Source organism: Anabaenopsis sp. NIES-4685, assembly GCF_059725405.1.
In genome coordinates this window covers 3,449,030-3,474,089 of the sequence record NZ_AP043602.1, presented here as the reverse complement: position 1 = coordinate 3,474,089, position 25,060 = coordinate 3,449,030, and the positions used below count along the sequence as shown (strand labels likewise).

Sequence of the window (25,060 nt, the reverse complement as noted above, 5' to 3'; positions counted from 1 at the left end):
AAGTCGGCGGCGTTAGCAGCGTTGGCACCTGTACCTGTTACCGCCCAGTTAGCACTACTTGTACCTGTGCGGTCCCTGTGCGGGTAACTGTGAAGGTAAAGGGGGTGAGTCCTTCATTACCTTCAGCCTGTGTTGCATTAGTGGGGGCGATAGATAATGTGCTATCAATTGCCGGTATATCATCATTGAGAATTGTCCCAGTAGCGGTAGCTGTGGTAATGGTGGCGTTACTGGGACTAGATAAGGTAACGGTAAAGCTCTCGTCTAGTTCAACTGCGCTGTCACCACTGACATTGACTGTAATTACTTGAGATTCAACCCCTGCTGCAAAGGTGACTGTACCTGTGGGGAGAGTTCCGCCAAAGTCGGCGGCGTTAGCAGCGTTGGCACCTGTACCTGTAACCGCCCAGTTAGCACTACTTGTACCTGTGCTGTCTCCTGTGCGGGTAACTGTGAAGGTAAAGGGGGTAAGTCCTTCGTTCCCCTCTAAGCGTATAGCATTAATGGGGGCGATCGCTAGGCTTGGTTCTGTGGTATCTACAATAGTCAACCGTCCATCTATTAACTGTGCCGGAACAGTGTCTTGAGCCGACGCGATTTTGCCAACTCTTCCTTCCACCAGGTCTAAGATAATCTCTTGTGCTGTAGTTCCTGCTGGTACCTGAAAAGTTAATTCGGCAATGGTGATGCTATCTGCGGTAATGGGTTGTATCCCCGAAATGTCTACCCTAACAGTGCCTGACTGGATATTTGGTGTTAAAGTTAAACCTTGTGGTAAGTCCCCACTGTTGACCCCAGTTAAAGTAATGGCGCTGTTGTAATTGATTCTAAAGTTGATGGAGTCAACTCCAGTAGCACCATTGAGGGTTACAGGGACTGTGATTGTTTGCCCCGGGTTACTGGTTAAATCATTTGCAATAGCAATAGAGAAGTCATCATTTTGAATTGTCCCCGTAGCGGTAGCTGTGGTAATGGTGCTGTTAGTCGCACCAGACAAAGTAACGGTAAAGGCTTCTTCTAGTTCAACTACGGTGTCACCACTGACATTGACTGTAATTACTTGAGATTCAACCCCTGCTGCAAAGGTGACTGTACCTGTGGGGAGAGTTCCGCCAAAGTCGTCGGCGTTGGTACTTGTACTTGTAACCTCCCAGTTAGCACTACTTGTACCTGTGGTGTCTCCGGTGCGGGTAACTGTGAAGGTGAAAGCTGTAAGTCCTTCGTTCCCCTCTAAGCGTATAGCATTAGTGGGGGCGATCGCAATGAAAGTGGGTGCTATGGTATCCACTGCTTGGGTGGACTGTGCGGCATTACTGGGGTTACCAGCACCATCAATGGCGGCTCCCGCTGCTACCGCTACTATTAAATCACCGGCAAAGTTAGCATTAGGTGTAACGACTAAGGTGTACTCAGTACCACTGACTTCTGTAAAGGTTCCCTTTGTACCGTTGGTGACTGTAATCTCCTCTGCGGTCAAGCCGGTCACTGCTTCACTGAAGGTGAACGTGTAGGTTATGTCTCCTGTAGCTATTCCCTCTACATTGTCGCTAATGGTGACTGTGGGTGCTATGGTATCCACTGCTTGGGTGGACTGCGCGGCATTACTGGGGTTACCAGCACCATCAATGGCGGCTCCCGCTGCTACCGCTACTGTTAAATCACCGGCAAAGTTAGCATTAGGTGTAACGACTAAGGTGTACTCAGTACCACTGACTTCTGTAAAGGTTCCCTTGATACCGTTGGTGACTGTAATCTCCTCTGCGGTCAAGCCGGTCACTGCTTCACTGAAGGTGAAGGTGTAGGTTATATCCCCTGTAGCTACTCCCTCTACATTGTCGCTAATGGTAACTGTGGGTGCTATGGTATCCACTGCTTGGGTGGACTGCGCGGCATTACTGGGGTTACCAGCACCATCAATGGCGGCTCCCGCTGCTACCGCTACTGTTAAATCACCGGCAAAGTTAGCATTAGGTGTAACGACTAAGGTGTACTCAGTACCACTGACTTCTGTAAAGGTTCCCTTGGTACCGTTGGTGACTGTAATCTCCTCTGCGGTCAAGCCGGTCACTGCTTCACTGAAGGTGAAGGTGTAGGTTATGTCTCCTGTAGCTACTCCCTCTACATTGTCGCTAATGGTGACTGTGGGTGCTATGGTATCCACTGCTTGGGTGGACTGTGCGGCATTACTGGGGTTACCAGCACCATCAATGGCGGCTCCCGCTGCTACCGCTACTGTTAAATCACCGGCAAAGTTAGCATTAGGTGTAACGACTAAGGTGTACTCAGTACCACTGACTTCTGTAAAGGTTCCCTTGGTACCGTTGGTGACTGTAATCTCCTCTGCGGTCAAGCCGGTCACTGCTTCACTGAAGGTGAACGTGTAGGTTATGTCTCCTGTAGCTACTCCCTCTACATTGTCGCTAATGGTGACTGTGGGTGCTATGGTATCCACTGCTTCATTGACGCTAATTGGTAGACTTTCTAGGGTGTAACCTGTCGCTGTCTCTATTGAAGTCACCTTGATTTGGGTGCCATTAAAGTTCTCAGTAGTAGTAAAGTTGAAATCCCCTAATTTTAACGGTAGAGTTTGGTTAGGCCAGTTACCAGCAAAGTCAGTATAGCCAAATTGGATATAGCGATCGCTTTGGGGGTCGTTGTCTAGGTCCTGATCATCAGCCAGGTCGTCTACTCTAACAAATAGATTGTTATTGAAGAGGTTTTCTACATTTTGGAAACTCAGTTCATTGGAATTGTAGTGCAACCGCAGACTAATACCAGTGAGGGTATTGTCACCATTGGAAGTGTTGTAGAACAGGGGAACACTCACAGTACTATTGGGTACAGCCAATAAGTTATCCCCTGAAGATATTTGTTGGCGATCGCCATCGTCATTGATAATAGTTCCCGTAGCAGTGGCGGTGGTAATGGTGGCATTATTAGCCTCTGTCAAGGTCACCCTAAAAGTTTCATTTTGTTCAGGTATCGTGTCACCTTGGACATTGACTGTAACTTCCCTTGTCCTTTCCCTGGTACAAAAGTGACTGTACCTGTAGGGAGAGTTCCGCCAAAGTCATCAGCAGTAGCGGCGTTGGCACCTGTACCTGTAACCGCCCAGTTAGCACTACTTGTACCTGTGCTGTCCCCTGTGCGGGTAACTGTGAAGGTAAAGGGGGTAAGTCCTTCGTTCCCCTCTAAGCGTATAGCATTAATGGGGGCGATCGCTAGGCTGGGGAGAATTACGTCTTGAATAGTGAGGACTCCATCGGTTAAAGTACCCACTGGCTCCTCATTAATGTCTGCTGTTACTAAATCTAAGGTGATTTCCCCTGAACTACTTTCGGGAACTGTCAACCTCAATTTGGCAATGCTACCCTCACCTTCTGTCAGGGCTGTAGTGCCGAATATCGCTACCCTGGCAATACCTTCTGCTTCAATAATGTTAGGAACGATAGAAAAATTTCGATTTAAATTTAAATCGCCGAGGACTATGTTATTTAAATCAATTAATGCGGTGTCATATTTGATTTCCAAATCGATCGCTAACACTCCAGTAGCGTCATCGATGTTAATCGGAATTTCAATTGTTTCCCCAGGTTTTACAGTTTGATTGGGGATGAAAAGAGTTGCCATAACATTTTTCTCCTAAACTAAGATGTTGGTCTATTTGAGTCTGTTTAAGTAATGTTGCTGTATTAAATTGCAATTATTAACACATTTATACCTGGTACAGCAACACTCGCAAAACAATTTGACTACCCTTAGTGAATCTGTTTATTCAGACTCAAGTATTTAAAAGGCTTACGGATATAGTGGCGGTTTTTACCGCCACACTCAAATCCTATAATACCCTCCTTTCAATATGCTTCTATACAGGAATTTCGGGAACAGAAAGACCTACCGATCGTTGGGCTACACTAGCAGCATCCAATGCAGACAATTCTCCGTTACCTGTAATGTCTCCCAGAATAAGCGGATCAGTGACTGGGAAGGCTCTAAATCCTGTATCCAACCCTACACTCACCCGTGCAATCAAGGAGGCATCAAGAGCGCTGTACTCTTGATTTCCTGTGGTATCTCCGAAGTTTGCTACTAGTTGGACTGCACTATCTCCCACCAATCCAGCACCTGGATTGATTCGTAATAAACCAGAATTACGGTAGCTCGCACTCTCAGGGACCTCAGCTGTGAGGAAAATTAAATCGGTGTTATTGCTCAGAGCAGGTCCAGTCAAAGTAAATTGAGCTCGTCCTGGTGTACTCAGGTCAGGAGTACTCGTCCAGACCAGCAGCGGCTACATTTGCTCCGGTAATAGCCAGGAGGTCTCGGTCATATTCCAAGGTGAAGCTAATATTATCAACACCGTTGGGGTTACTTATCCGGATGGGTAGACCAATGAGGTTATCCCCCGCGGGAACATCTACACCTTGACCCGGTGCGCGGCTAAAGTCAGGTAAGCTCAGGACTGGTGCTGTCTGACTCTCCACCGTAAATTCCCATTTAAATTGACCATCGGGGGTACCATCACCATCTTCGATTAACTCACCGTTAGTATAGACCAAGCCATCTGGGCGGCTCTCCAGGGTCAGGGTGTAACTACCCGGTTCTAGGATATCACCAGTCTTAACAAAGGTGAGGGTCTTAGCAGTTTCATCCCAAATCAGTGAGCCATTGATGATATTTCCGTCACCATCTGTGAGGGTGATGTCTGGTAAATCGGCTACATCTAATCCCCTGTAAAGGTTAAGGACACTGAGATTTAGGTCAGCATCGAATGTCAAGACAAATCCGCTGCTAGTCTGTGTAAATAGGCCAGCGGTGGGATCTCCCTTTAAGGGGAAGGTGAATGTACCAATATTGCCGGCTGCATCTGTTTGGGTGGCTATGATGCTTTTATCTCTGTTTCCAATGATGGTGATGTCCTTTTCTGTCAGGCTGTAGGTGAAGTTGCCATTTTCATCCACCGGGGCTGTAGCAAGAACTTCACTATCTTCTTCAATGCCGTACTTGATGGTGACATCACCACTACCTGGTTCTGCTGTACCTACTACAACTGTACCTAGTACAGGGATATCATTTTCTTCACCAACCCTGGTAATTTTGACTGTGGGTGCTAGGGTATCAACTCGCTGTACTGATTCTTCGGAGGCAAGGCTGGGGTTACCAGCACCATCAATGGCGGCTCCCTCTGCTACAGCCACTTTTAGATCACCTTCAAAGTTAGCATTAGGTGTAACGACTAAGGTGTACTCAGTACCACTGACTTCTGTAAAGGTTCCCTTGATACCGTTGGTGACTGTAATCTCCTCTGCGGTCAATCCGGTCACTGCTTCACTGAAGGTAAAGGTATAGGTGATGTCACCCCCGGCAATGTTAGCCACCCCTGGTTCATCATCTGTGATTACGACTGTGGGTGGATCAGTATCTCGCGCCAGCGGAAGAACGGGATCAGTAATCACGCCCTGTCTTGTATCTAAGTCTCCCGTTTCCTGTATGGTTTGATCTGCACTAGTCCTGTCTTTTAAGAACAGAGTTGCCCCATCAATGCGATCATTACCATCTCTGTCTCGCAGTATCGCCCCCACTTCCCCCTCAGCAGGGTTAAGTGTCAAGCGGAAGAAATTACCATTTTCATCCTGTTTGGCTACACCAAAATAGTCAGGTGTGCCTGGGGGGCGTTCGGCAAAGTCCACTTCTATCCGAACTATCTCAGGGAACTCATTCCCACTTAGAGGTCGAACTGTAAATGACAACGGTGGTACATATAACTGAGCTTCCGGAATAGCAGCCCGTAGTCGCCCAAGAATAGCATCAATATCCTCTGTTTGTCGCAGCTCTTCTTCAATAATTAACCCCTGATTCAGCGTTGGCGATAGCAAAATTGTATCGTCATCGAAAATAGTTCCCGTAGCAGTAGCAGTGGTAATAGTGGCATTAGTAGCCTCTGACAAAGTAACCCTAAAGGTTTCATTGGGTTCAACTACCGTATCACCACTGACATTGACTGTAATGATTTGAGATTCAACCCCTGCTGCAAAGGTGACTGTACCTGTGGGGAGGTTTCCGCCAAAGTCGGCAGCGTTAGCACCTGTACCTGTAACCTCCCAGTTAGCAGTGCTTGTACCTGTGATATTATCTCCACTACGGGTAACTTTGAAAGTGAAGGGGGTAGTACCTGAGTTACCTTCAGCCCTTGTTGCATTAGTGGGGGCGATCGCTAGGCTGGGGAGAACATCATCATCATCTACATCTGTAACTGTAATGGTGACATCTGTAGCGGTCGAAGTATTCCCCGCCGCGTCTGTAGCGGTAATTCCCAGGGTGAAACTGTTTGGTAATGTTTCAAAGTCGTTGGCTGCAGCGGCGATTCCTGCTGCTGTCAGGGTAATTTCGCCAGTGTTGTTAATGGTGAAGAATCCATCGTCGTTTCCACTGACTATGGTGTACCCTGTAACAGCTACGTCATCGGTAGCTGCTACGGTTCCGACGATAAAGTTTTCTGCTTGGTTTTCTGGGTAGGTGAAGGTTTGACTGGGGGTGATAACAGGGGCGCTTTCATCTACATCTACAATAGTCAACCGTCCATCTATTAACTGTGCCGGAACAGTGTCTTGACCCGATGCGATTCTGCCAACTCTTCCTTCCACCAAGTCTAAGATAATCTCTTGTGATGTAGTCCCTGCTGGTACCTGAAAAGTTAATTCGGCAATAGTGATACTACCTGTGGTGATGGGTTGTGTGCCAGAAATGTCTACTGTAACAGTGCCTGACTGGATATTTGGTGTTAAAGTAAACCCTTGTGGTAACTCCCCACTGTTGACCCCAGTTAAAGTAATGGCGCTGTTGTAATTGATTCTAAAGTTGATGGAGTCAACTCCAGTAGCACCATTGAGGGTTACAGGGACTGTGATTGTTTCCCCTGGGTTACTGGTTAAATCATTTGCAATAGCAATAGAGAAGTCATCATTGAGAATTGTCCCGGTAGCGGTAGCCGTGGTAATGGTGGCGTTACTGGGGTTAGACAAGGTAACGGTAAAACTTTCATCTAGTTCAACTGCGCTGTCACCACTGACATTGACTGTAATTACTTGAGATCTTTCCCCAGATGCAAAGGTGACTGTACCTGTGGGGAGGTTTCCGCCAAAGTCGGCGGCGTTAGCACCTGTACCTGTAACCTCCCAGTTAGCAGTGCTTGTACCTGTGATATCTCCACTACGGGTAACTGTGAAAGTGAAGGGGGTAGTACCTGAGTTACCTTCAGCCCTTGTTGCATTAGTGGGGGCGATCGCTAGGCTGGGGAGAACATCATCATCATCTACATCTGTAACTGTAATGGTGACATCTGTAGCAGTGGAAGTATTCCCCGCCGCGTCTGTAGCTGTAATTCCCAGTGTGAAACTGTTTGGTAATGTTTCAAAGTCGTTGGCTGCAGCGGCGATTCCTGCTGCTGTCAGGGTAATTTCGCCAGTGTTGTTAATGGTGAAGAATCCATCGTCGTTTCCACTGACTATGGTGTACCCTGTAACAGCTACGTCATCGGTAGCTGCTACGGTTCCGACGATAAAGTTTTCTGCTTGGTTTTCTGGGTAGGTGAAGGTTTGACTGGGGGTGATAACAGGGGCGCTTTCATCTACATCTGTAACTGTAATGGTGACATCTGTAGCGGTGGAAGTATTCCCCGCCGCGTCTGTAGCTGTAATTCCCAGTGTGAAACTATTTGGTAATGTTTCAAAATCGTTGGCTGCAGCGGCGATTCCTGCTGCTGTCAGGGTAATTTCGCCACTGTTGTTAATGGTGAAGAATCCATCGTCGTTTCCACTGACTATGGTGTACCCTGTAACAGCTACGTCATCGGTAGCTGCTACGGTTCCGACGATAAAGTTTTCTGCTTGGTTTTCTGGGTAGGTGAAGGTTTGACTGGGGGTGATAACAGGGGCGCTTTCATCTACATCTGTAACTGTAATGGTGACATCTGTAGCGGTGGAAGTATTCCCGTCCGCGTCTGTAGCTGTAATTCCCAGTGTGAAACTATTTGGTAATGTTTCAAAATCGTTGGCTGCAGCGGCGATTCCTGCTGCTGTCAGGGTAATTTCGCCACTGTTGTTAATGGTGAAGAATCCATCGTCGTTTCCACTGACTATGGTGTACCCTGTAACAGCTACGTCATCGGTAGCTGCTACGGTTCCGACGATAAAGTTTTCTGCTTGGTTTTCTGGGTAGGTGAAGGTTTGACTGGGGGTGATAACAGGGGCGCTTTCATCTACATCTGTAACTGTAATGGTGACATCTGTAGCGGTGGAAGTATTCCCGTCCGCGTCTGTAGCTGTAATTCCCAGGGTGAAACTATTTGGTAATGTTTCAAAATCGTTGGCTGCAGCGGCGATTCCTGCTGCTGTCAGGGTAATTTCGCCACTGTTGTTAATGGTGAAGAATCCATCGTCGTTTCCACTGACTATGGTGTACCCTGTAACAGCTACGTCATCGGTAGCTGCTACGGTTCCGACGATAAAGTTTTCTGCTTGGTTTTCTGGGTAGGTGAAGGTTTGACTGGGGGTGATAACAGGGGCGCTTTCATCTACATCTGTAACTGTAATGGTGACATCTGTAGCGGTGGAAGTATTCCCGTCCGCGTCTGTAGCTGTAATTCCCAGGGTGAAACTATTTGGTAATGTTTCAAAATCGTTGGCTGCAGCGGCGATTCCTGCTGCTGTCAGGGTAATTTCGCCACTGTTGTTAATGGTGAAGAATCCATCGTCGTTTCCACTGACTATGGTGTACCCTGTAACAGCTACGTCATCGGTAGCTGCTACGGTTCCTACTTGGTAACCTGCTGCTTGGTTTTCTGGGTAGGTGAAGGTTTGACTGGGGGTGATAACAGGGGCGCTTTCATCTACATCTGTAACTGTAATGGTGACATCTGTAGCGGTGGAAGTATTCCCGTCCGCGTCTGTAGCTGTAATTCCCAGGGTGAAACTATTTGGTAATGTTTCAAAATCGTTGGCTGCAGCGGCGATTCCTGCTGCTGTCAGGGTAATTTCGCCACTGTTGTTAATGGTGAAGAATCCATCGTCGTTTCCACTGACTATGGTGTACCCTGTAACAGCTACGTCATCGGTAGCTGCTACGGTTCCGACGATAAAGTTTTCTGCTTGGTTTTCTGGGTAGGTGAAGGTTTGACTGGGGGTGATAACAGGGGCGCTTTCATCTACATCTGTAACTGTAATGGTGACATCTGTAGCGGTGGAAGTATTCCCGTCCGCGTCTGTAGCTGTAATTCCCAGGGTGAAACTATTTGGTAATGTTTCAAAATCGTTGGCTGCAGCGGCGATTCCTGCTGCTGTCAGGGTAATTTCGCCACTGTTGTTAATGGTGAAGAATCCATCGTCGTTTCCACTGACTATGGTGTACCCTGTAACAGCTACGTCATCGGTAGCTGCTACGGTTCCGACGATAAAGTTTTCTGCTTGGTTTTCTGGGTAGGTGAAGGTTTGACTGGGGGTGATAACAGGGGCGCTTTCATCTACATCTGTAACTGTAATGGTGACATCTGTAGCGGTGGAAGTATTCCCCGCCGCGTCTGTAGCTGTAATTCCCAGTGTGAAACTATTTGGTAATGTTTCAAAATCGTTGGCTGCAGCGGCGATTCCTGCTGCTGTCAGGGTAATTTCGCCACTGTTGTTAATGGTGAAGAATCCATCGTCGTTTCCACTGACTATGGTGTACCCTGTAACAGCTACGTCATCGGTAGCTGCTACGGTTCCGACGATAAAGTTTTCTGCTTGGTTTTCTGGGTAGGTGAAGGTTTGACTGGGGGTGATAACAGGGGCGCTTTCATCTACATCTGTAACTGTAATGGTGACATCTGTAGCGGTGGAAGTATTCCCCGCCGCGTCTGTAGCTGTAATTCCCAGTGTGAAACTATTTGGTAATGTTTCAAAATCGTTGGCTGCAGCGGCGATTCCTGCTGCTGTCAGGGTAATTTCGCCACTGTTGTTAATGGTGAAGAATCCATCGTCGTTTCCACTGACTATGGTGTACCCTGTAACAGCTACGTCATCGGTAGCTGCTACGGTTCCGACGATAAAGTTTTCTGCTTGGTTTTCTGGGTAGGTGAAGGTTTGACTGGGGGTGATAACAGGGGCGCTTTCATCTACATCTGTAACTGTAATGGTGACATCTGTAGCGGTGGAAGTATTCCCCGCCGCGTCTGTAGCTGTAATTCCCAGTGTGAAACTATTTGGTAATGTTTCAAAATCGTTGGCTGCAGCGGCGATTCCTGCTGCTGTCAGGGTAATTTCGCCACTGTTGTTAATGGTGAAGAATCCATCGTCGTTTCCACTGACTATGGTGTACCCTGTAACAGCTACGTCATCGGTAGCTGCTACGGTTCCGACGATAAAGTTTTCTGCTTGGTTTTCTGGGTAGGTGAAGGTTTGACTGGGGGTGATAACAGGGGCGCTTTCATCTACATCTGTAACTGTAATGGTGACATCTGTAGCGGTGGAAGTATTCCCCGCCGCGTCTGTAGCTGTAATTCCCAGTGTGAAACTATTTGGTAATGTTTCAAAATCGTTGGCTGCAGCGGCGATTCCTGCTGCTGTCAGGGTAATTTCGCCACTGTTGTTAATGGTGAAGAATCCATCGTCGTTTCCACTGACTATGGTGTACCCTGTAACAGCTACGTCATCGGTAGCTGCTACGGTTCCGACGATAAAGTTTTCTGCTTGGTTTTCTGGGTAGGTGAAGGTTTGACTGGGGGTGATAACAGGGGCGCTTTCATCTACATCTGTAACTGTAATGGTGACATCTGTAGCGGTGGAAGTATTCCCGTCCGCGTCTGTAGCTGTAATTCCCAGGGTGAAACTATTTGGTAATGTTTCAAAATCGTTGGCTGCAGCGGCGATTCCTGCTGCTGTCAGGGTAATTTCGCCACTGTTGTTAATGGTGAAGAATCCATCGTCGTTTCCACTGACTATGGTGTACCCTGTAACAGCTACGTCATCGGTAGCTGCTACGGTTCCTACTTGGTAACCTGCTGCTTGGTTTTCTGGGTAGGTGAAGGTTTGACTGGGGGTGATAACAGGGGCGCTTTCATCTACATCTGTAACTGTAATGGTGACATCTGTAGCGGTGGAAGTATTCCCCGCCGCGTCTGTAGCTGTAATTCCCAGTGTGAAACTATTTGGTAATGTTTCAAAATCGTTGGCTGCAGCGGCGATTCCTGCTGCTGTCAGGGTAATTTCGCCACTGTTGTTAATGGTGAAGAATCCATCGTCGTTTCCACTGACTATGGTGTACCCTGTAACAGCTACGTCATCGGTAGCTGCTACGGTTCCGACGATAAAGTTTTCTGCTTGGTTTTCTGGGTAGGTGAAGGTTTGACTGGGGGTGATAACAGGGGCGCTTTCATCTACATCTGTAACTGTAATGGTGACATCTGTAGCGGTGGAAGTATTCCCCGCCGCGTCTGTAGCTGTAATTCCCAGTGTGAAACTATTTGGTAATGTTTCAAAATCGTTGGCTGCAGCGGCGATTCCTGCTGCTGTCAGGGTAATTTCGCCACTGTTGTTAATGGTGAAGAATCCATCGTCGTTTCCACTGACTATGGTGTACCCTGTAACAGCTACGTCATCGGTAGCTGCTACGGTTCCGACGATAAAGTTTTCTGCTTGGTTTTCTGGGTAGGTGAAGGTTTGACTGGGGGTGATAACAGGGGCGCTTTCATCTACATCTACAATAGTCAACCGTCCATCTATTAACTGTGCCGGAACAGTGTCTTGACCCGATGCGATTCTGCCAACTCTTCCTTCCACCAAGTCTAAGATAATCTCTTGTGATGTAGTCCCTGCTGGTACCTGAAAAGTTAATTCGGCAATAGTGATGCTATCTGTGGTAATGGGTTGTGTGCCAGAAATGTCTACTGTAACAGTGCCTGACTGGATATTTGGTGTTAAAGTAAACCCTTGTGGTAACTCCCCACTGTTGACCCCAGTTAAAGTAATGGCGCTGTTGTAGTTGATTGTAAAGTTGATGGAGTCAACTCCAGTAGCACCATTGAGAGTTACAGGGACTGTGATTGTTTCCCCTGGGTTACTGGTTAAATTATCTGCAATGGTAATAGAGAAGTCATCATTGAGAATTGTCCCGGTTGCAGTAGCTGTGCTAATGGTGGCGTTAGTAGCATCAGACAAAGTAACGGTAAAGCTCTCATCTAGTTCAACTGCGCTGTCACCACTGACATTGACTGTAATTACTTGAGATCTTTCCCCAGATGCAAAGGTGACTGTACCTGTGGGGAGGTTTCCGCCAAAGTCGGCGGCGTTAGCACCTGTACCTGTAACCTCCCAGTTAGCAGTGCTTGTACCTGTGATATCTCCACTACGGGTAACTGTGAAAGTGAAGGGGGTAGTACCTTCGTTACCTTCAGCCCTTGTTGCATTAGTGGGGGCGATCGCAATGAAAGTGGGTGCTATGGTATCCACTGCTTGGGTGGACTGTGCGGCATTACTGGGGTTACCAGCACCATCAATGGCGGCTCCCGCTGCTACCGCTACTATTAAATCACCGGCAAAGTTAGCATTAGGTGTAACGACTAAGGTGTACTCAGTACCACTGACTTCTGTAAAGGTTCCCTTGGTACCATTGGTGACTGTAATCTCCTCTGCGGTCAAGCCGGTCACTGCTTCACTGAAGGTGAAGGTGTAGGTTATGTCTCCTGTAGCTACTCCCTCTACATTGTCGCTAATGGTGACTGTGGGTGCTATGGTATCCACTGCTTGGGTGGACTGTGCGGCATTACTGGGGTTACCAGCACCATCAATGGCGGCTCCCGCTGCTACCGCTACTGTTAAATCACCTGCAAAGTTAGCATTAGGTGTAACGACTAAGGTGTACTCAGTACCACTGACTTCTGTAAAGGTTCCCTTTGTACCGTTGGTGACTGTAATCTCCTCTGCGGTCAAGCCGGTCACTGCTTCACTGAAGGTGAAGGTGTAGGTTATATCCCCTGTAGCTACTCCCTCTACATTGTCGCTAATGGTGACTGTGGGTGCTATGGTATCCACTGCTTGGGTGGACTGTGCGGCATTACTGGGGTTACCAGCACCATCAATGGCGGCTCCCGCTGCTACCGCTACTGTTAAATCACCTGCAAAGTTAGCATTAGGTGTAACGACTAAGGTGTACTCAGTACCACTGACTTCTGTAAAGGTTCCCTTGATACCGTTGGTGACTGTAATCTCCTCTGCGGTCAATCCGGTCACTGCTTCACTGAAGGTGAAGGTGTAGGTTATGTCTCCTGTAGCTATTCCCTCTACATTGTCGCTAATGGTGACTGTGGGTGCTATGGTATCCACTGCTTGGGTGGACTGTGCGGCATTACTGGGGTTACCAGCAGCATCAATGGCGGCTCCCGCTGCTACCGCTACTGTTAAATCACCGGCAAAGTTAGCATTAGGTGTAACGACTAAGGTGTACTCAGTACCACTGACTTCTGTAAAGGTTCCCTTGGTACCATTGGTGACTGTAATCTCCTCTGCGGTCAAGCCGGTCACTGCTTCACTGAAGGTGAAGGTGTAGGTTATGTCTCCTGTAGCTATTCCCTCTACATTGTCGCTAATGGTAACTGTGGGTGCTATGGTATCCACTGCTTGGGTGGACTGTGCGGCATTACTGGGGTTACCAGCAGCATCAATGGCGGCTCCCGCTGCTACCGCTACTGTTAAATCACCGGCAAAGTTAGCATTAGGTGTAACGACTAAGGTGTACTCAGTACCACTGACTTCTGTAAAGGTTCCCTTGGTACCATTGGTGACTGTAATCTCCTCTGCGGTCAAGCCGGTCACTGCTTCACTGAAGGTGAAGGTGTAGGTTATGTCTCCTGTAGCTATTCCCTCTACATTGTCGCTAATGGTAACTGTGGGTGCTATGGTATCCACTGCTTGGGTGGACTGTGCGGCATTACTGGGGTTACCAGCAGCATCAATGGCGGCTCCCGCTGCTACCGCTACTGTTAAATCACCGGCAAAGTTAGCATTAGGTGTAACGACTAAGGTGTACTCAGTACCACTGACTTCTGTAAAGGTTCCCTTGGTACCATTGGTGACTGTAATCTCCTCTGCGGTCAAGCCGGTCACTGCTTCACTGAAGGTGAAGGTGTAGGTTATGTCTCCTGTAGCTATTCCCTCTACATTGTCGCTAATGGTAACTGTGGGTGCTATGGTATCCACTGCTTGGGTGGACTGTGCGGCATTACTGGGGTTACCAGCACCATCAATGGCGGCTCCCGCTGCTACCGCTACTGTTAAATCACCTGCAAAGTTAGCATTAGGTGTAACGACTAAGGTGTACTCAGTACCACTGACTTCTGTAAAGGTTCCCTTGGTACCATTGGTGACTGTAATCTCCTCTGCGGTCAAGCCGGTCACTGCTTCACTGAAGGTGAAGGTGTAGGTTATGTCTCCTGTAGCTATTCCCTCTACATTGTCGCTAATGGTAACTGTGGGTGCTATGGTATCCACTACGGTATCTCCAATAGTCAACCGTCCATCTATTAACTGTGCCGGAACAGTGTCTTGACCCGATGCGATTCTGCCAACTCTTCCTTCCACCAAGTCTAAGATAATCTCTTGTGATGTAGTCCCTGCTGGTACCTGAAAAGTTAATTCGGCAATAGTGATGCTATCTGTGGTAATGGGTTGTGTGCCAGAAATGTCTACTGTAACAGTGCCTGACTGGATATTTGGTGTTAAAGTTAAACCTTGTGGTAAGTCCCCACGGTTGACCCCAGTTAAAGTAATGGCGCTGTTGTAATTGATTCTAAAGTTGATGGAGTCAACTCCAGTAGCACCATTGAGGGTTACAGGGACTGTGATTGTTTGCCCTGGGTTACTGGTTAAATTATCTGCAATGGTAATAGAGAATTCATCATTAAGAATGGTATCCACTGCTTGGGTGGACTGTGCGGCATTACTGGGGTTACCAGCACCATCAATGGCGGCTCCCGCTGCTACCGCTACTGTTAAATCACCTGCAAAGTTAGCATTAGGTGTAACGACTAAGGTGTACTCAGTACCACTGACTTCTGTAAAGGTTCCCTTGGTACCGTTGGTGACTGTAATCTCCTCTGCGGTCAAGCCGGTCACTGCTTCACTGAAGGTGAAGGTGTAGGTTATATCCCCTGTAGCTACTCCCTCTACATTGTCGCTAATGGTGACTGTGGGTGCTATGGTATCCACTACGGTATCTCCAATAGTCAACCGTCCATCTATTAACTGTGCCGGAACAGTGTCTTGAGCCGATCCGATTTTGCCAACTCTTCCTTCCACCAGGTCTAAGATAATCTCTTGTGCTGTAGTCCCTGATGGTACCTGAAAAGTTAATTCGGCAATGGTGATGCTATCTGTGGTAATGGGTTGTGTCCCCGAAATGTCTACCCTAACAGTGCCTGACTGGATATTTGGTGTTAAAGTTAAACCTTGTGGTAAGTCCCCACGGTTGACCCCAGTTAAGGTAATGGCGCTGTTGTAATTGATTCTAAAGTTGATGGAGTCAACTCCAGTAGCACCATTGAGGGTTACAGGGACTGTGATTGTTTCCCCAGGGTTACTGGTTAAATTATCTGCAATGGAAAGAGAGAATAAGGAGGTAATGGTTACTGGTACAGTTGAATTAGGTAGTCCCTGAATATTAAATACTGGGTTAACTACACTGAAGTTTGTATTTCCCGGTAAAGCGTCTTCAGAAACTTTAAAGGTAAAGATGGCAATGCTACCTGAACCACTTCCTGAAGGAAGTGGTTCGTTCTGATCGATACCTACGATAATTCGGTCGTTCTGAGGATTTGATAAAAAATTGGGAAAATTACTTGTTAAATCACCTTTCTCAACGTTGATGAACTCAACTAAGTTCTTATCGTAAATGATTGTAAAATTGAATGCAAATGCTCCGCTAGCATCATCGATATTAACCGGTACTTGGATATTTTCCCCTACTTTAACTGTTAGATCAGTTGGAATAAAAATATTCGGCATATAGTTTCTCCTAAATACTCAGAACGGCTGATTAAAGATGAACTCAAAGAAGGCTTGATACGTTCCGCTATATTTTTGAAAAATGACCCCACCTGATAGGGATCGCGTCGCGTCAGCCATGGAGAATTTAAACCAAATAGAGGCGGTAAAACCGCCCCATTTGAATCTTTAAATACCCCAGGTATTAAACCAATGGTGGGAGTAGGCTAGGCAGACTTACAGATGTCCGCCGCACAGAAGTTGCATCGCCGGAGTCTAATATTCCGTTGCCTGTAGCGTCTCCTATAATCAGAGGATCGGTCACAGGGAAAGCTCTAAATCCTGTATCAAGTCCCACATTGACGCGAGAAATTAAGGACGCATCTGCAGCAAAATACCTTTCAGTTCTGGTGGTGTCTCCCAATAATGCCACCAGTTGTACGGCACTGTCTCCTATTAAGCCTGCACCGGGAAGTATTTGCAGCACACCTTTAGCACCGTAGGTCGCAGTATCTCGAACCTGAGCATTCAAGGTGATTAAGTCGGTACTAGCATTGAGGGCAGGTCCAGTCAAAGTAAATTGAGCTTGTCCTGGTGTACTCAGGTCAGGAGTACCCGTCCAGCCAGCAGCGGCTACATTTGCTCCGGTAATAGCCAGGAGGTCTGGGTCATATTGCAAGGTGAAGCTGATGTTTTCTAAGCCGCCGGGATTGCTGATGCGGATGGGTAGAGGATTGAATTGACCCCCCCCACGTATGTTTACGTCTTGATCTGGTCTACGGCTAAAGTCAGGTAAGGTGAGGACTGGTGCTGTGGGGTTATTGACGGTAAATTGGCGCACAAAGTTACCACCAGATAAACCATCTTCATTACCATCGAGTAGGCGATCGCCGCTGCTGACGAAACCATCACTACGGCTCTCCAGGGTGAGGGTGTAATTACCGGGTGCTAGAATATCACCTGTTTTAACAAAGGTGAGGGTGTCAGCATTGCCTTCGTCCCAAATCAGGGAACCCTTGATGATAGTGCCGGTACCATCTCTGAGGGTGAGGTCTGGTGAATCAGTAACTGGTGCGAGTGGATTGGCTACATCTAATCCGCTGTAAAGGTTAAGGACACTGAGATTTAGGTCATCATTGAATGTTAAGACAAAGCCACTGGCGTTCTGGTCAAAATTCGTGACTTTGAAGGTTTCACCGATCTCTGAGGTACTAATCAACAGTTGTTGAGACTGGTCTGGTCCGATATTACCAGCAGCGTCGGTTTGAGAGGCCACCAACTGCAGGGATCCTTCTACCCTTAGCTGACCGGGGGCGATATCCAAAGACCAGTTACCGCCTGCATCAACATTCGCTGTGCCGATGTTTGTACCGCCAAGAGTCAGGGTAACTGTTGCTCCCGCTTCCCCTGTACCTGTGATGCTAAAGCCAGCTGCCGCCTCTGTGGCGTTGACAGCGTTATCCCCTGTGACAGGGTTAATGACCGGTGCTACTGGTGGAGTAAAGTCTAAGATCAACAATGCTGGTGCATCAGCTGATAGTGAGTTACCTGCTATATCTTCAGCTGTAGCCGTAACACCAATAAGTCCCTCGCCCAAATTACTCAAGTTAGGGGTTACGGTCCAAACACCATTAGCTACTCTAGCAGTGCTTTGTACATTGTTATCGTTGCTATCGGTAAAGACAACTGTAACTGTCTGACCTTCTGCCCCAATTGCAGTACCAGATATGCTAATTGCAGCCGCATCAGTTCTATTGAGCAAGGTATCAGCAGGCTCAGTGATAGTAACTGCTGCTCCATCCAGAATGACTGTAACAGTGTTTGCGATCTGGCGGAAGTCAGCGGTGGGTAAGTCCGCCAATCCGACAATGCTGAGAGTACCGTTCCCTGTAATGCTCTTACCACTGGCTTGGGTTGCGGTCAACGTCAGGGTTTGTTGAGGTTCTACCTCCAAGGCATCGATCGCAGAGATATCGATGTTAGTTAAGTCTACGGCGGTTTTGACGATCGCGGTGACATTTAAACCAGCACTCAGACCTGAGAGGTTTGTGGTGGCGTTTACACCTGCGACTCTGACTGCACCTGTACCTGTGATGGTCTTACCACTGGCTTGGGCGGCACTCAAGGTTAGGGTTCCGGCATCGACCTGGAAGGCATCCACTGTACCCAGGTTAGTGTTAGCACTAATGTCTGTGGCTGCTGTGACAGCGGTGACATTTAAACCACCACTCAGACCTGAGAGGTTTGTGGTGGCGTTTACACCTGCGACTCTGACTGCACCTGTACCTGTGATGTTCTTACCACTGGCTTGGGCGGCACTCAAGGTTAGGGTTCCGGCATCGACCTGGAAGGCATCCACTGTACCCAGGTTAGTGTTAGCACTAATATCTGTGGCTGCTGTGACAACGGCGGTGACATTTAAACCACCACTCAGACCTGAGAGGTTTGTGGTGGCGTTTACACCTGCGACTCTGACTGCACCTGTACCTGTGATGTTCTTACCACTGGCTTGGGCGGCACTCAAGGTTAGGGTTCCGGCATCGACCTGGAAGGCATCCACTGTACCCAGGTTAGTGTTAGCACTGATATCTGTGGCTACTGTCACCGTGGCTGTGACATTTAAACCAGGAATCAGACCTGAGAGGTTTGTGGCGGCTGCTAAACCTGTGACTGTGACTGCACCTGTACCCGTGATGTTCTTACCACTGGCTTGGGCGGCGCTCAAGGTCAAGGTTTGGTTGGCAAGTGTGACGGCGACATTACCAAGGTTGGTATCACCTGCAAAGGTCACGGACGCTGCGGCTAAATTAGCAGTAGCAGTACCAGCACCGGTAATACCGCTGAGGTTAACCTCATCGCTGCCTAAACCAGTAATTGTCACTTGTCCAGCATTGGTAATTGAGCGATCGCTAGCCTGAGCCGCTGTTAAGGTCAAATTACCAGAGCCAGTAACATCGAAAGTGAGAGTCTCCGCCAGGGTTGCTGCTGTCACATTCAGGGGTGCGCCAACTGCCAATCTCACCTCAGAGACGTTGATATTACTTAAGTCTGCTGTGAGGTTAGCGCCGGGGTTAGTCACGACTACAGTACCTTGTCCAGCGATCGCCGCTCCACTGGCTTGTGCTGCAGTTAGGGTGAGGGTTGCACCATCTCCCACCAGAAGAGTGTTGTTGGCGAAATTCAGTGCTGTTGTATTAGGAATACCCAGATTTTGGGAGAGAGTGATGTTGTTCGCACCCAGAGTAATGCTCGTCAGGTTGCCTGCATTTTCACCAGTCACAGCCTCAATTAGCTGTTGAGCAGTAAAAACTGTAATATCTGTGAGGATGATATCTGGTCTATAGACTTCTGAATCACCCACCTTCAGTACTACACGTCTATCTGTTGCTGTGGGCAGAATTAGTAAACCATTGTCTATATCTGCTTGGGTTAAATCGACAAATTGAATAGTGGGGAAATTCACTCCACCTGCTTCAAAGTTCTCTCCAATACCTGTGAGATCGATTGCACCACCTGGGTCTGCCTCGGAGAAAGGATCATTAGGATCGGCAGCCTCTCCAATACCACCCCGGACTACATAGACGCCATCACCAGATAATTCAAACCCGGCTGCTAATAACTCACGGAAGGCAGCAAGAGTAAAGTTACCAACAGAGTTAATGATCACCCTTTCATAATTTCGAGGGTCGAAGTCTGCCGTTGTGTACCAAACCTCGCCACCACTAATTCTAATGGTGTCGTCAAAACCAAGACCTAGATCAAGGAAGCCATTTCTCAGAAGCAGTTTTTGGGAGGTAGGGTCATCAGACACGGGAAACTTGAAACTGACCTCATCTTCTCCCCCTGCAGTATTAACCTGAAGCCCAGATAAAGTTATGAACGGACCATATGTTTCGGAACCTGCTTGGAAAATTTCAGCCTCGTCAAAATCGACATTTGATAGGTCAATGGTCAGTAGGTCACGAGCGCTTGTGCCATTAGCTATTAAGTCTCTGGTCTGAGACAGAGTAAGGACATATTCTGAGGAATTTCTCAAGGTCAAACCATTAAAGCCCAAAGTAGCCTGGGTTAAATTGATAATCCCTGATCTAATATTCGTAAAGAATGTGTCAGACTCAATCGACCCAGTTAACGCGAGAGTACCGTCGCCGTTGATGGTGGCGTTATTGACAGTATTTGCTGCCAGGGTCAAAGTTTGACCGTTACCGATGACAGCATTGGAAAACTTCGTAAAGTTATTTTCAATGGCGCTCAGTTTGCCGGTTCCCATGTTTCGGGTCTCAACGGAAACAGAACTGTCGTCTGCTGCACTCAGCAAATTGGTAATTACCCCTGCATTTGCAGTATTGGCATTAGTTAAGCTGAGATTGGTGAGACTTGACACCTTAGCCGCTTGGTTGGCAACCGCTGTTAGCTTGGCGCTATTCATACCAGCTGCATTCACAGCAGCAGATGCAACTACAGCGCTGCCTAGTAATGTGGTAATTAGAGATGCAGTGTCAGAATTGCTCAGGGAGAGGTTAGTCAGGTTAGAAATCTTGTCGATGGCGTTAGCTAAGGACTGATGCTGCCCTGAGTTGATGTCCCTGTGCATTCACTAATGTGGAAGCTACGGCATCACTGCCCAACAAAATCCGGATGGTGCCGGCGGAGTCAGAGTCCCTCAGGGTAAGGTTGGTGATGCTGCTGACCTTACTAATGTTGGTGGCAATGGCAGATAATATGTCACTTGCCATACCGGATGCATCAATAGCAACCGTACCTGCTACAGTTGTGCTTGACAGCAATCCATTGACTGTCCCTAGGGTATTGTCATTATTGAGGCTGAGATTAGTGATCCCGCCATCCTGAACCTGACCAATATTTGCTACCACTGAGGCTAACTGGGCTTCAGTCATACCAGCGGCATTTACCCTAGCTGACCCGGCTAAAGTTGTCTCGAGGAGTTCAGCAATGTCCTGAGGTGAGTCGGCTGCAGTAATCAGTACCTGAGTTCTTACGGTGAACTCTTGCACTGCTTGATCAGACTCATTGCCTGCTGGGTCTGTTTGTCTAGCGGTGATGATTTCTGCCCCTTCACTAAAGGCGGTCACATCTGCCTGTACGACGGCAATTGACCAGTTGCCATTAGCACCTACAACTGCGGTATTGCCACCTAGTAGAACGCGGTTACTGTCAAAACTCAATCTTACTGTTGCACCGGGTTCACCAGTCCCCGTGATGTTAAAGCCTGCTTGCGCCTCTGTGGCGTTAACAAAGTTGTCTCCCGCAATAGGTATGTTAATGACTGGAGGCGGGGGGGCAAATGTATCCACAGTAAGGTTACGGGTTGCTGCTGGGCTGGTATTGCCTGCGGTATCGGTTTGAGTGGCAGTAATCACCTCTTGTCCCTCACCAAAGGCTGCTATCTCCTGTGGTGTCAAGCGAATCGACCAACGATTATTAGCTGGTACATCAACTGTCTTGTCAGCAATACCATCGGTGCTGAAACTGAGTGTTAATGTCGCTCCGGCTTCCCCTGTACCCCGGATGGTCAAATCTCTGGTTGCTTCGCTGGCGTTGACAAAATCATCTCCCGCAATGGTATTAATTACCGGTACGGGGGGAACCATCGTATCTACCGTAATGGAGCGATTTGTGGACAAGCTGACATTGCCTGCTGGGTCTGTTTGGCTAGCGGTGATGTTTTCTGTCCCTTGGCCAAAGGCGGTTACATCTGCTGCGGTTACCGGTACTGACCAATTCCCATTAGCTGGTACTACTAAGGTATTGCCACTGGCCAATGTGCGACCGCTACTGAAGCTGAGTGTTAACGTCGCTCCGGCTTCCCCTGTACCTGTGATGTTAAAGCCTGCTGTTTCTGTGGCGTTGACAATATCATTTCCTGAAATTACGTTAATGACTGGAACTGGGGGGCGAAGTGTATCCACCGTGAATGGCTGAGTCACTGCTGGGCTAGTATTGCCTGCTGGGTCTGTTTGGGTAGCGGTGATGGTTTCTGACCCTTGACCAAAGGCGATTACATCTGTAGATGTCACAGGTACTGACCAATTCCCATTACCACCTACCTGTACTGTTTTGTCAGCAATACCATCGGTGCTGAAACTGAGTGTTAACGTCGCTCCGGCTTCCCCTGTCCCGGTAATTGCAAAACCACTTGCCTCGGCGATGTTGACTATATTATCCGCGGCTATGGGGTTAATTGTGGGAGCCGCCGGGGTCAAAGTATCTACGGTTTGCACATCGGTCTGCGGTGCAAGGCTGGGGTTACCTGCGGTATCTTGCCCGATCCCGCTGCTACGGCCACTGTCAATTCCCCTTCAAAGTTAGCATTGGGGTTGACTGCTAAGGTGTAGACAGTACCGCTGACTGGGGTGAAGATTCCCTTAGTACCGTTGGTGACTGTAATATCATCTGCGGTAAAGTCCGTGACCTCTTCACTGAAGGTGAAAGTGTAGTTGATAGGACCAGTGGCAATCTCAGGAGCATTGCTGGTGATACTGACTGTGGGTTCAACGGTATCGACTGTGAATTGTTTGGTAACGGGTTGGCTGTCAATGCCATTCAGCCTCTGGGTGGCAGTAATAACCTCTGTTCCCTCGCCAAAAGCATCTACATCATCAATGTTTACATTCACTGACCATGTGCCATTACCACCTACAGTCACTGTGTTGCCACCTGGTAACACACGACCGCTGTCAAATACCAGGCTGACTGTGGCTCCAGCTATACCAGTACCTGTAATGTTAAAGCCTCCATCTGCTTCGCTAAAGTTGACTAGATCATTACCGGCAATTGTGTCGATAGTAGGGGTGGCTACTGCGGTGTCATCTACATCTGTGACTGTAATGGTGACATTTGTAGCAGGGGAAGTATTGCCTGTAGCGTCCGTGGCGGTAATTCCCAGGGTGAAACTGTTGGGTGATGTCTCAAAGTCATTGGCTGCAGCGGCGACTCCTGCTGCTGTGAGGGTAATTACCCCGTTGTTGTCAATGCTAAAGAATCCAGCTTCGTTACCACTGTCAATGGTATACCCTCTAATACCAACGTTATCAGTATTATTTAAGTTATCACTCGCCGCCACTGTTCCCACAACGAAACCCAGAGCTTGGTTTTCTTGGTAGCTAAAGCTTTGACCTGCTGTGATGGTAGGAGCAATACCGTCAAAGACGTTAGATAAATTATTGTTGCTGAAGGTGTTGCCTGCAATGTTAACGGGTGTTGTAATTGGTTGTGTATTCCGCAGCACAACACCTATCCCCCAATCACTGATGGTATTACCAGTGATGTTCAAGTTACCTGCAAAGGTGCCGTATTTAGCAGCATTAAGGGTATTATCCGCATTTACGAAAACCGGCTGTAAGTCAACAGCATAGTAATCAGCAGGGTTGCGAGTGCCCTCTCCTCCCAAGAATTGGTTGTTGCTGACATTTACAGCACCTGGTAAGCTACCAGTGAGTGACAACCCAGTTGCTAAGGGGAAATTGTTGGTAGTTGCTCCGGTATATGCCAGATTATTACCCTGAATAGTCACACCGTTAAAGGCACCACGAATATCTATTAAGTGGGGCAGGTCTCTGCTCTGATCTGTATTATTTAACAGTGTCCCCAGATTTTTGGTGATGGTATTATCTCTGATGACCAGGTTACTGCCGGAATGTCCGTTTTCTACACTGGCACTAGCGACGATCGCAGGGGTTGTTCCTGACCTATTCCCTGCAATTCCTCTACCGTCGGGGTCAGCATTCTCAAAGTTCTCAAAGGTGTTACCCTCAATGGTGATGTTGTTAAAGACAAAGTCGCTGGAGCCTTCACCCCACAACTGAATACCACCGCTGTTACCCTGGCCGCCATTACCTTTGATTAATACGCCGTCGTTGGTTCCTTTGATTTCAAACCAGTAACCTGAATAGTATAGATTACCGTCATTAACACCGTTGTTGAAGGTGTTGTTTTCTATTCTGACATCGGTAAGAGATGACAGGTAAAGGTGGGCAGCTTGGGGACGGTCAAAGATGTTGTTACTGATGTCTGAATTATTCAGCCCAGCTAAATACAAGGCACCGCCGGCACCTTCACCACTCATGTCACCAATGTAGTTACCACTGATATTCCATCCCGTGACTACCGCTGGACCGTTGTAGTTGTTGGCATCTCCGAAACGAGGAGCATTGGCTGCTGTATACCCAGTAACGGAGCTGTTGAGCAGGTCAAAGTTATCAGGGGTTCCTTCCCAGGCTAAAGGAGCATTGGCATGATCGAGTCTGAAACCATTGATGGTGACGTTATCCGCTGCTATTGTCACCTTACCGTCAATCCTGGCGTCATTTGCCCGGGTACTTGCTGTTGCGGCGGTACCCTGATTTGGTCCAATGAGGGTGATCGCCTTATCAATGGTGAAAGATTCTGCGTAAGTCCCCGATGCTACTTGAATGGTATCCCCTGCATTAGCAGCAGCGATCGCATCGGCGATGGTTCTGTAAGCGAGACTTGTCGTTTGGTTAGTGACTGCAAGATTGGCGATCGTTACCGAAGAAATTGGATCGACTGTAATACTCTCATTTCCTGTCGTGACAACAAAATTAACTTTTGTGCCCACCTGAGGATCAAATGCACCACCAACCAATTGGAAAGGGACTCTGGCAAACACACTGGCTTGGCTATCTGCATTTAGCTCATTTATTGTTATTGCAATAAAACGTGTGGTGCTGGTATCACCATCCCCATTCCCCCCATCATTTAATGCTATCCTTCCACCAACTCGGGGTACTGTACCTCCCGGAATCTCAATATCATTGGTATTGATGGTAATTTGACTACTGTTGTAATACAGCGTTAGAGACACACTGGATACTACGTCATCTCCAAAATTATCGAGACGGTAGTTGAGGATAAACTCACTGGAACTATCGTCAATATCAACGCTAACGGGAGTAATAATTAAGTTTGCCACTGTGGAAATCTCCTATCTAAGATTGGTGATCACGGATTAATAATCGTAAATTTATCGGGAAAATATCCCACCCAGTCCATTGACCATTACGATTAACAGT

7 protein-coding genes are annotated in these 25,060 nt (G+C 47.9%); all 7 read right to left on the bottom strand.

All coding sequences use genetic code 11. The features are described from left to right. Positions 1-37: 37 nt before the first annotated feature. Positions 38-2,983, bottom strand: a complete 2,946-nt coding sequence (locus tag AC6IZ0_RS14785; protein WP_497726070.1) for a beta strand repeat-containing protein — start codon at positions 2,981-2,983, stop codon at positions 38-40. Next, complete coding sequence (locus AC6IZ0_RS14780) at positions 2,953-3,630, bottom strand: cohesin domain-containing protein (protein ID WP_497723616.1); 678 nt, start codon at positions 3,628-3,630, stop codon at positions 2,953-2,955. The genes AC6IZ0_RS14785 and AC6IZ0_RS14780 overlap by 31 nt, the downstream gene beginning before the upstream one ends. 235 nt (positions 3,631-3,865) lie before the next feature. Further along, the gene (locus AC6IZ0_RS14775) at positions 3,866-4,231 is read right to left on the bottom strand and encodes a hypothetical protein (RefSeq protein ID WP_497723614.1); all 366 of its coding nucleotides are present in this window, start codon (positions 4,229-4,231) and stop codon (positions 3,866-3,868) included. 31 nt (positions 4,232-4,262) lie between these two features. Then, the gene (locus tag AC6IZ0_RS14770) at positions 4,263-16,028 is read right to left on the bottom strand and encodes an Ig-like domain-containing protein (RefSeq protein ID WP_497723612.1); all 11,766 of its coding nucleotides are present in this window, start codon (positions 16,026-16,028) and stop codon (positions 4,263-4,265) included. Positions 16,029-16,212: 184 nt separating this feature from the next. Continuing rightward, the gene (locus tag AC6IZ0_RS14765; protein ID WP_497723610.1) at positions 16,213-20,601 is read right to left on the bottom strand and encodes a beta strand repeat-containing protein; all 4,389 of its coding nucleotides are present in this window, start codon (positions 20,599-20,601) and stop codon (positions 16,213-16,215) included. Beyond that, a complete protein-coding gene (locus AC6IZ0_RS14760) occupies positions 20,558-22,249 on the bottom strand; it encodes an Ig-like domain-containing protein (RefSeq protein WP_497723609.1) in 1,692 nt (563 codons plus the stop codon). The genes AC6IZ0_RS14765 and AC6IZ0_RS14760 overlap by 44 nt, the downstream gene beginning before the upstream one ends. Continuing rightward, entirely contained in the window at positions 22,237-24,960 is a 2,724-nt protein-coding gene (locus AC6IZ0_RS14755; RefSeq protein WP_497723607.1) for a beta strand repeat-containing protein, read from the bottom strand. The genes AC6IZ0_RS14760 and AC6IZ0_RS14755 overlap by 13 nt, the downstream gene beginning before the upstream one ends. Positions 24,961-25,060: the final 100 nt, after the last annotated feature.

What these genes read in the sequence shown, in the direction of transcription:
- AC6IZ0_RS14780 (WP_497723616.1), bottom strand. Translation starts at nt 3,630, where the DNA reads ATGGCAACTCTTTTCATCCCCAATCAAACTGTAAAACCTGGGGAAACA.
- AC6IZ0_RS14770 (WP_497723612.1), bottom strand. Translation starts at nt 16,028, where the DNA reads ATGCCGAATATTTTTATTCCAACTGATCTAACAGTTAAAGTAGGGGAA.
- AC6IZ0_RS14765 (WP_497723610.1), bottom strand. Translation starts at nt 20,601, where the DNA reads ATGCACAGGGACATCAACTCAGGGCAGCATCAGTCCTTAGCTAACGCC.